Genomic DNA, 7,615 nt, shown 5'->3' with positions numbered 1-7,615 from the left:
GAAAGTTAAACCTTGCCAAACCTCCGTTCTCTTTGCTGATAAGCCAATAAAGCCTTCTTAAATTCGCTGCGGTCAAAATCTGGCCACAAAGTATCGGTAAAATATATTTCTGAATAAGCTGCTTGCCATAAAAGAAAATTACTCAAGCGCATTTCCCCACTGGTACGAATGATTAAATCCGGGTCGCAACTTCCAGCGGTGTAAAGATGATGTTCAAATGTCGCTTCGTTAATTTGATCAGGTTGGAGTAATCCTTGCTCGACTTTTTCGGCGATCGCGCGACAAGCTTGGATAATTTCTTGTCTACCCCCATAGTTGGTAGCAACATTAAAATTAACGCCGTAATTGTCTTTAGTTTGTTCAATAGAGTGGCTAATTTCTGCCTGTAAAGCATTTGGTAAAGCCACTAAATTGCCTACAAAGTTGATTTTTACATTCTCTTGTAGCATTTCTCGCAGTTCTTGACGTAAAACCCGCTGGAACAAGGTCATCAAAAACTCAACTTCTTCTTCGGGTCTACCCCAGTTTTCGGTAGAAAAAGCATAAGCTGTTAGCGCTTTTATCCCCCAATCTTGACAGCAGCGGAGCAAATCTTTGAGAATATCAACTCCTCGCTTATGTCCCATAATTCTGGGTAAACCCTTACGTTTAGCCCATCGTCCATTGCCATCCATGATGACTGCAACGTGCTTGGGTAGTAGTTCTTTTTTTAAGTCGCTTGGTAAATATTCCAGATTTGTTGATTGTGCTGTCATTTTTTATTCCGAGAAGCAGTCGATGCTAAACCAAGTAAACGTGAAATTAATGTGGCTGACTTATCACGAATTCGACGACCCAAACTAAATAAACCAGGAGCTACAGCTTCCCGATCTACAGCAGGAGAAAACCGAGTCTCCAAGGAATCTCTCAACTTCGTGATTGTCAACGGTCTATTCAAAGTTCCCCTTTCTGCTAAAGAAATAGAACCTGTTTCTTCTGATACAACAACGCAAATACAATTTTCGACACGCTCAGTAATTCCCATCGCTGCACGGTGACGAGTTCCCAACTGACGGGAGGCAGTGCGTCCCGATAGCGGTAAAATTACACCCGATGATACAATCCGAGAACCGCGTATTAATGTTGCACCGTCATGCAAAAGAGTTTTTGGTTGAAAAATTGTTTGTAGCAGTTCCTTGGAAACTTCAGCATTTAGCTTTACTCCCGGTACGGAAAAATCCCGTTCGTCAATTGGACCAGTGGTCTCTATAATCAGCAAAGCCCCAATTCGGTTTTTTGAAAGCTCTTTAACTGCATCAACAATTTCATCAATTACACTATAGGATTTCGGCACCGCTAAGCTTGAAGTTTGGAACAATTGGCGAAATTCACCGCGTCCCAATTGTTCTAGAAAGCGGCGAAACTCTGACTGAAGAGTTATCGCCATTGCTACAGCACAACCATATACCAAGCTTTGCAACACAAAATTTAGCAATTGTAACTGCAAGGAACCACTTACAGCAGAAGCTAGCATTAACACAATAAAGCCCCGCACCATCCATAGCGTGCGACGTTCGCTAATGAATACTAGCATCATATATGTTAGCGCCAGCACTAACATGATATCCAGAGTCTTTAACAAGGACTGCGACCATCCCAGGTTTGCCAGCCATTGTTTCCATAAATTCCCCATGACATCTGGATTACGCGCTTTGTTTGAAGGATATAAAGCTCAAATTATAAAAGATGTAGATGCCCTCTGGGCAGCTTAAGGGCATGGTAACATGAAGTATGGAGCATTAAATAGTTGATTTTTGTCCAATTTTATGCTTCCTTGCTACTAGACCCGTTATCATCCTTTATTGTTCGTTTTTCGTGAGTCGTTCTGGTAAGCAATCTTGACGAATCAAATCTTGATATGACTCGCGTTGCAAAATTAGACTTGCTTCACCATTTGCGACTAAAACTGCTGCCGGTCGAGGCAAACGGTTGTAGTTGGATGACATACTGTAATTATATGCACCAGTTCCCATGACAACGAGAATATCTCCCGGTTTTGTTAAAGGAAGTTGGGCATCTTTAATCAGAATATCCCCTGATTCGCAATGTTTACCAGCAATAGTCACGGTTTCGGTCAATGGTGCGGACATTTTATTCGCGACCACTGCTCGATAAATTGACTGGTACGTAATTGGACGCGGATTATCTGACATTCCACCGTCTACAGCAATATATTTACGAATTCCGGGAATTTCCTTCGATGCACCAATACTATATGCTGTAACGCAGGTCGTGCCAATTAAAGAACGTCCGGGTTCGCACAATAATTTTGGCAAGGGAAGATTCGCGTTTTGGCAAGTTTTTTCAACTACCTCGCAAATCGGCTTTACCCATTCTTCGATACTAGGCGGGTCATCTGATTCTATATATCTTATTCCCAAACCGCCACCAACGTTTAACTCAAGAATGTCTATACCATAAGTCGCGGCTTTTTTCAACCACTCTACCATCACAGCAGCCAAGTCTTGATGTGGTTGGCGTTCAAAAATTTGCGACCCAATATGAGCGTGTAAGCCGACGCAATTAAGGAAAGATTGATTTTTGCTCACAAAAGCAAACACATCATCAAGTGCATTGGGATCAAAACCAAATTTACTATCTAGCTGTCCCGTGCGGATGTAATCGTGGGTATGACAATCAATACCCGGAGTCAAACGCAGCATGATGCGGTATGGTATAGAGCTTGAACCATTTTCATTACCTAGTTCGACTAGAGTGTTCAACTCATGCCAGTTATCCACCACAATAGTACAACCGGATTCCGCAGCAAAAATTAATTCTTCACGAGATTTGTTATTGCTGTGCAGGTAAATTTTCTCGGCATTTGCACCACTTTTAATCGCGGTATATAATTCGCCACCAGAAGCTACATCTATTCCCAAATCTTCGGATGCGACGATCGCGCACACAGCCAAACAATTCCATGCCTTGGAAGCGTACAATACTTGGGATTCACCTTTATAGTATTGCTTGAAACTATCGCGATACTGACGGCAAGCAGTTCGCAAGCTTTCTTCGTCTAAAATATACAGCGGAGAACCAAACTGTTTTACTAATGTGCTTACATCACAACCCCCTATTTCCAAAGTGTCGCGATCATTAACTTTCGCGCTTATTGGTAAAAGCGATTGATTCGGCGAAATATTTTCTTTTTGATTAGATAGTAGATATATACTACCTTTGCTTTGAACCCCAGTAGGATGAGTCGATACCATAACGATATAGGTCTAAGTTGTTTGTGTTTGAATTCTAGGCGACATTTATCTCCCGTTTTCCAGTGTACAAAGAGCGATGTACGATAACCAATAAAGTGAATAAATTTGAGGCACAAATTCAACCTTTATCTAATGAGCATCTATCCGCAATCCTCGAACTGGATAAAATTTGCTTTGGAGGATTGTGGTCAGAAGCTGCCTATGAAAGGGAGATAGATAGTCCTAATAGCGAGATGCAAGGTTTATTTTGCTTTAATAACGCTGATAAACTCCTAGGAATGGGTTGCTTTTGGTCAATTTTGGAAGAAGCCCATATTACAATTTTGGCAGTAAATCCTCAATATCACCGTCAAGGAATAGGAGCGGCTTTACTTTACTCTTTGATCGAGACAGCTCGCGATCGCGGTTTGGAACGAGCGACTCTAGAAGTGCGAGCTTCCAATCAAGCTGCAATATCTTTATACGAAAAATTTGGGTTTAAGACAGCAGGAAAACGGCGACGCTATTACCAAGACAACGGCGAAGACGCTTTAATTCTGTGGCTTGGAGGCATACAGAAGCCAGATTTTCCAGAAACCTTAGCCAAGCAGTTAGGAGTCATTTAATTTTGGATTACCCTGCGGGAAGACGCTTTCGCGTCAATAGATTTTGGATTTGTCCTACACACACGCTACGCGAATGGACTTTAACAACGGATGCTTTATTTGGATTAAAAGAGTTAGGAGTTAGTGCGAGCGTCTCGCTCGCTATCAATCTCCCCGTCTCCCCCTCTCCCGTTCTCCCCCTTCTTTTGGTATCTTTATCTTTTTACTCAAAATCTACAAGACAATTGTTAAAGCTAAAACTAAACGATATTTAAATGAGATTTAACTGAACGATAAACAATTGTTATAAAGTTCAAAATCGTCTTGACATAAAAAAATTAAATTGATATTAGTGATGGTTGGAAAATAACTCCGTAAATTGCCGAGATTAAGTGTGTATGGATTGTAGTCAAGTCAAATAGCGCACTTAATTAAGCTCCTCAGTACACTGACTACAACAAAGTAAGAAATATTATGTAGTTCCGACCTATTAAATGGGTTTGAAGGATTTGGATGTCTACGAGGTTTATAAAGACACCCATAGGATTTGCCTGTGCTAAAATCAGCGTACCGGCACGACGCAGGCGATGGGAATAATGCCTTATGTTTGAACGCTTCACAGAAAAAGCCATCAAAGTGATAATGCTTGCTCAAGAAGAGGCTCGCCGCCTTGGGCACAATTTTGTTGGTACCGAACAGATTCTATTGGGTCTAATTGGCGAAGGTACTGGCGTTGCGGCTAAGGTGCTCAAATCAATGGGCGTTAACCTTAAAGATGCCAGAATCGAAGTCGAAAAAATTATAGGTCGAGGCTCTGGTTTTGTAGCCGTGGAAATTCCTTTTACCCCACGGGCAAAGCGAGTTCTTGAACTATCTTTGGAAGAGGCTCGCCAATTAGGTCATAACTATATTGGTACCGAGCATCTACTGTTAGGCTTGATCCGCGAAGGAGAAGGTGTAGCAGCTAGAGTACTGGAAAACCTTGGTGTAGACCTATCTAAGGTCAGAACCCAAGTTATCCGTATGCTTGGTGAAACCGCTGAAGTTACGGCTACTGGCCAATCTGGACGCAATAAAACTCCGACTCTGGATGAATTTGGTTCTAATCTGACCCAAATGGCGCTTGATGGCAAACTCGACCCCGTGGTTGGACGCGCCAAAGAAATTGAGCGGGTAATCCAAATTTTGGGTCGCCGAACCAAAAACAACCCAGTATTAATTGGGGAACCAGGTGTTGGTAAAACGGCTATTGCAGAAGGATTGGCACAACGCATTGCCAATAAAGATATACCTGATATCTTAGAAGACAAGCGTGTAGTAACCCTTGATATTGGCTTGCTTGTAGCAGGAACCAAGTATCGGGGTGAATTTGAAGAACGCCTGAAAAAGATTATGGATGAAATCCGTCAGGCGGGAAATGTAATTTTAGTAATCGACGAAGTTCACACCTTGATTGGTGCTGGTGCGGCGGAAGGCGCAATTGATGCAGCCAACATTCTCAAGCCAGCTTTAGCTCGTGGTGAATTGCAGTGCATCGGCGCAACAACGCTAGATGAATACCGCAAGCACATTGAGCGAGATGCAGCGCTTGAGCGTCGTTTCCAGCCAGTAATGGTAGGTGAACCTTCAGTAGATGAAACTATTGAAATTTTACGCGGTCTGCGCGACCGTTACGAACAACATCATAAATTGAAAATTTCTGACGAAGCGGTGCTAGCGGCGGCTAAATTGTCCGACCGTTATATTAGCGATCGCTTTCTTCCAGATAAAGCAATTGACTTAATTGATGAAGCTGGAAGCCGGGTACGTTTGATTAACTCCCAACTGCCTCCCGCAGCTAAAGAGTTAGACAAAGAACTGCGTAAAATTCTCAAAGAGAAAGATGACGCGGTACGTTCCCAAGACTTTGATAAAGCTGGTGAATTGCGCGATCGCGAAATGGAAATCAAAGCAGAAATTCGTGCGATCGCTCAAAGCAAAGCCGGTGCGACTCGAACTGAAGGTGAAGAACCTGTAGTTACTGAAGAAGATATTGCTCACATTGTGGCTTCTTGGACTGGTGTTCCGGTGAGCAAACTCACCGAATCCGAATCCGAGAAATTGCTGCATATGGAAGACACCTTGCACCAACGTTTAATTGGTCAAGAAGAAGCTGTGAAAGCAGTTTCGCGAGCAATTCGCCGCGCTCGTGTTGGCTTGAAAAATCCCAACCGACCAATTGCTAGCTTTGTCTTCTCAGGTCCTACTGGTGTAGGTAAAACTGAATTAGCTAAATCTTTGGCTTCTTACTTCTTCGGTTCAGAAGAATCAATGATTCGTCTGGATATGTCCGAATTCATGGAGCGTCACACCGTCAGTAAGCTGATTGGTTCGCCTCCTGGTTATGTCGGATACAACGAAGGCGGTCAGTTAACGGAAGCTGTAAGACGCAGACCTTATACGGTAGTACTTTTCGACGAAATCGAGAAAGCGCACCCCGATGTATTTAATATGCTGCTTCAAATTCTTGAAGATGGTAGATTAACGGATGCTAAGGGACGTACCGTAGATTTCAAAAATACCTTACTGATATTAACTTCTAACATCGGTTCTAAGGTAATTGAAAAAGGTGGTGGTGGTATCGGTTTCGAGTTTGCCGAAGATGCGAGCGATTCTCAGTACAATCGGATCAAGACTTTGGTTAACGAAGAACTTAAGCAGTACTTCCGTCCTGAATTCCTCAACCGTCTAGATGAAATCATCGTCTTCCGTCAGTTGAACCGTGAAGAGGTAATGTTAATTGCCGATATCATGCTCAAGGAAGTATTCGGACGACTTACCGAAAAAGGTATCGAGTTGAGAGTGAGCGATCGCTTCAAAGAGCGTTTGCTTGTAGAAGGTTATAACCCCAGCTACGGTGCAAGACCTTTACGTCGGGCGATTATGCGCTTGCTTGAAGATAGTCTTGCCGAAGAAATACTCTCCGGACGCATTGGTGAAGGTGATATCGCCTTAGTTGATGTAAACGAAGCTGGCAATATACTTGTTACAGCCGAGAAGTCTGAAGAAGATAGTAGCGGTCAAGATGATGCTTTGCCTCAAGCTGTTGAGGGGTAATAGTTGATCTTTAGATCGTGAGAATCTAGAATTTTGAAAATTATAAGACGGTAGGGAATTTAATTTCTCTACCGTTTTTTTGTTTAAAATGTTAAATAGTATATTAGTTCTATCTTGACGATAATTATTGTTTAAAAAAACCTTACTAAGTTAATAATTTTAAAGTCGAGATTAAAGCAGGCTTCAAAATTTTTGTAAAAAAATGGTATTTCTTCTAATTCAAACTACTCCATATCAGCAAAAATATAAGGTTTGACCACTACATCCGAATTCACTGCAATCCAAACCATAGCTCCAGAAGGCAGAGCGTCATTAGGACTATAAATCACTTCACAACTTCCATTTATTTTCACGTTATGGGCATGAATTTCCTCAGAGCCTGATTTAACAATGATTACTGGCTCATTAGTACCATGTTTATTATTAGCTTTTATCTTATGGGAATTGACATGGATAAAAGTTGGTGGCGAGCTTAATCGTTTTCTCCAAGTTCCTTTAGGACCTCGTTTACCTTCTTCTATTTTAGGCATTCCTTTAAATACAGGAATCCGCCAAAATCTACCAACCTTTTTTGCTCCGACAATTCGACCTTCATAAAGTAATTGTCGGACTCTTTGAGTACAAATTTTCAGCAATCGAGCAGCTTTTAAGCTTCCCCGGTCTGAAGACACGGGGATTTCT

General features: G+C 42.1%; 6 protein-coding genes. 2 read left to right on the top strand and 4 right to left on the bottom strand.

Annotated elements, in window-relative coordinates; all coding sequences use genetic code 11:
• Window positions 1–5: 5 nt before the first annotated feature.
• The 3 genes from VB797_RS34380 to lysA form a co-directional block, all read right to left on the bottom strand.
• Complete coding sequence (locus VB797_RS34380) at window positions 6–755, bottom strand: isoprenyl transferase (RefSeq protein WP_323242294.1); 750 nt, start codon at window positions 753–755, stop codon at window positions 6–8.
• On the bottom strand, window positions 752–1,672 hold the full coding sequence (gene cdaA, locus VB797_RS34375; protein WP_323242293.1) for a diadenylate cyclase CdaA: 921 nt from the start codon (window positions 1,670–1,672) through the stop codon (window positions 752–754). The genes VB797_RS34380 and cdaA overlap by 4 nt, the downstream gene beginning before the upstream one ends.
• 166 nt (window positions 1,673–1,838) lie before the next feature.
• Window positions 1,839–3,254, bottom strand: a complete 1,416-nt coding sequence (lysA, locus tag VB797_RS34370) for a diaminopimelate decarboxylase (protein ID WP_323242292.1) — start codon at window positions 3,252–3,254, stop codon at window positions 1,839–1,841.
• Window positions 3,255–3,349: 95 nt separating this feature from the next.
• Between lysA and rimI the strand changes: the two genes are divergently transcribed.
• Together rimI and VB797_RS34360 are read left to right on the top strand one after the other, a co-directional pair.
• A complete protein-coding gene (gene rimI, locus VB797_RS34365; RefSeq protein ID WP_323242291.1) occupies window positions 3,350–3,859 on the top strand; it encodes a ribosomal protein S18-alanine N-acetyltransferase in 510 nt (169 codons plus the stop codon).
• 582 nt (window positions 3,860–4,441) lie between these two features.
• On the top strand, window positions 4,442–6,934 hold the full coding sequence (locus VB797_RS34360; RefSeq protein ID WP_323242290.1) for an ATP-dependent Clp protease ATP-binding subunit: 2,493 nt from the start codon (window positions 4,442–4,444) through the stop codon (window positions 6,932–6,934).
• A 224-nt stretch (window positions 6,935–7,158) separates the two neighbouring features.
• Here VB797_RS34360 and VB797_RS34355 read toward each other — a convergent pair.
• The coding region (locus VB797_RS34355) for a helix-turn-helix domain-containing protein (RefSeq protein ID WP_323242289.1) at window positions 7,159–7,615 on the bottom strand (457 nt) is incomplete at its 5' end.

The organism is Rivularia sp. UHCC 0363, assembly GCF_034931125.1.
Taxonomy (GTDB): Bacteria; Cyanobacteriota; Cyanobacteriia; order Cyanobacteriales; family Nostocaceae; genus Rivularia.
This window is presented reverse-complemented; position numbering and strand designations above follow the sequence as displayed.

Excerpts from the sequence above, each read along its gene's own strand:
- cdaA (WP_323242293.1), bottom strand. The coding sequence starts at position 1,672 with ATGGGGAATTTATGGAAACAATGGCTGGCAAACCTGGGATGGTCGCAG.
- lysA (WP_323242292.1), bottom strand. The coding sequence starts at position 3,254 with ATGGTATCGACTCATCCTACTGGGGTTCAAAGCAAAGGTAGTATATAT.
- VB797_RS34380 (WP_323242294.1), bottom strand. The coding sequence starts at position 755 with ATGACAGCACAATCAACAAATCTGGAATATTTACCAAGCGACTTAAAA.
- VB797_RS34360 (WP_323242290.1), top strand. The coding sequence starts at position 4,442 with ATGTTTGAACGCTTCACAGAAAAAGCCATCAAAGTGATAATGCTTGCT.